Raw genomic sequence first — 238 nt, forward strand, 5'->3', positions numbered from 1 at the left:
TGTCGAAGGCGCGCAACTCGAACCTGAAGCACCGTCCGGTGGGCATGGGCATCATGGGCTTCCAGGACTGCCTGCACGTTCTGCGCACGCCGTTTGCTTCCCAGGAAGCCGTGGAGTTCGCCGACCGCTCGATGGAAGCCGTCTGCTACTACGCGTACTGGGCGTCGACGGAGCTGGCAGCCGAGCGCGGCCGCTACTCGACCTACCGCGGCTCGCTGTGGGATCGCGGCATCCTCCC

Annotated in this window: 1 protein-coding gene; it reads left to right on the top strand. The window is 66.8% G+C overall.

Features of this window, described 5'->3' with window-relative positions:
- Positions 1–238 (top strand): hypothetical protein (locus SB816_RS34740; RefSeq protein WP_410548591.1); only part of this gene is annotated, 238 nt, incomplete at both ends.

Source organism: Achromobacter sp. SIMBA_011 (genome assembly GCF_046535435.1).
Lineage (GTDB): Bacteria > Pseudomonadota > Gammaproteobacteria > Burkholderiales > Burkholderiaceae_B > Achromobacter > Achromobacter dolens.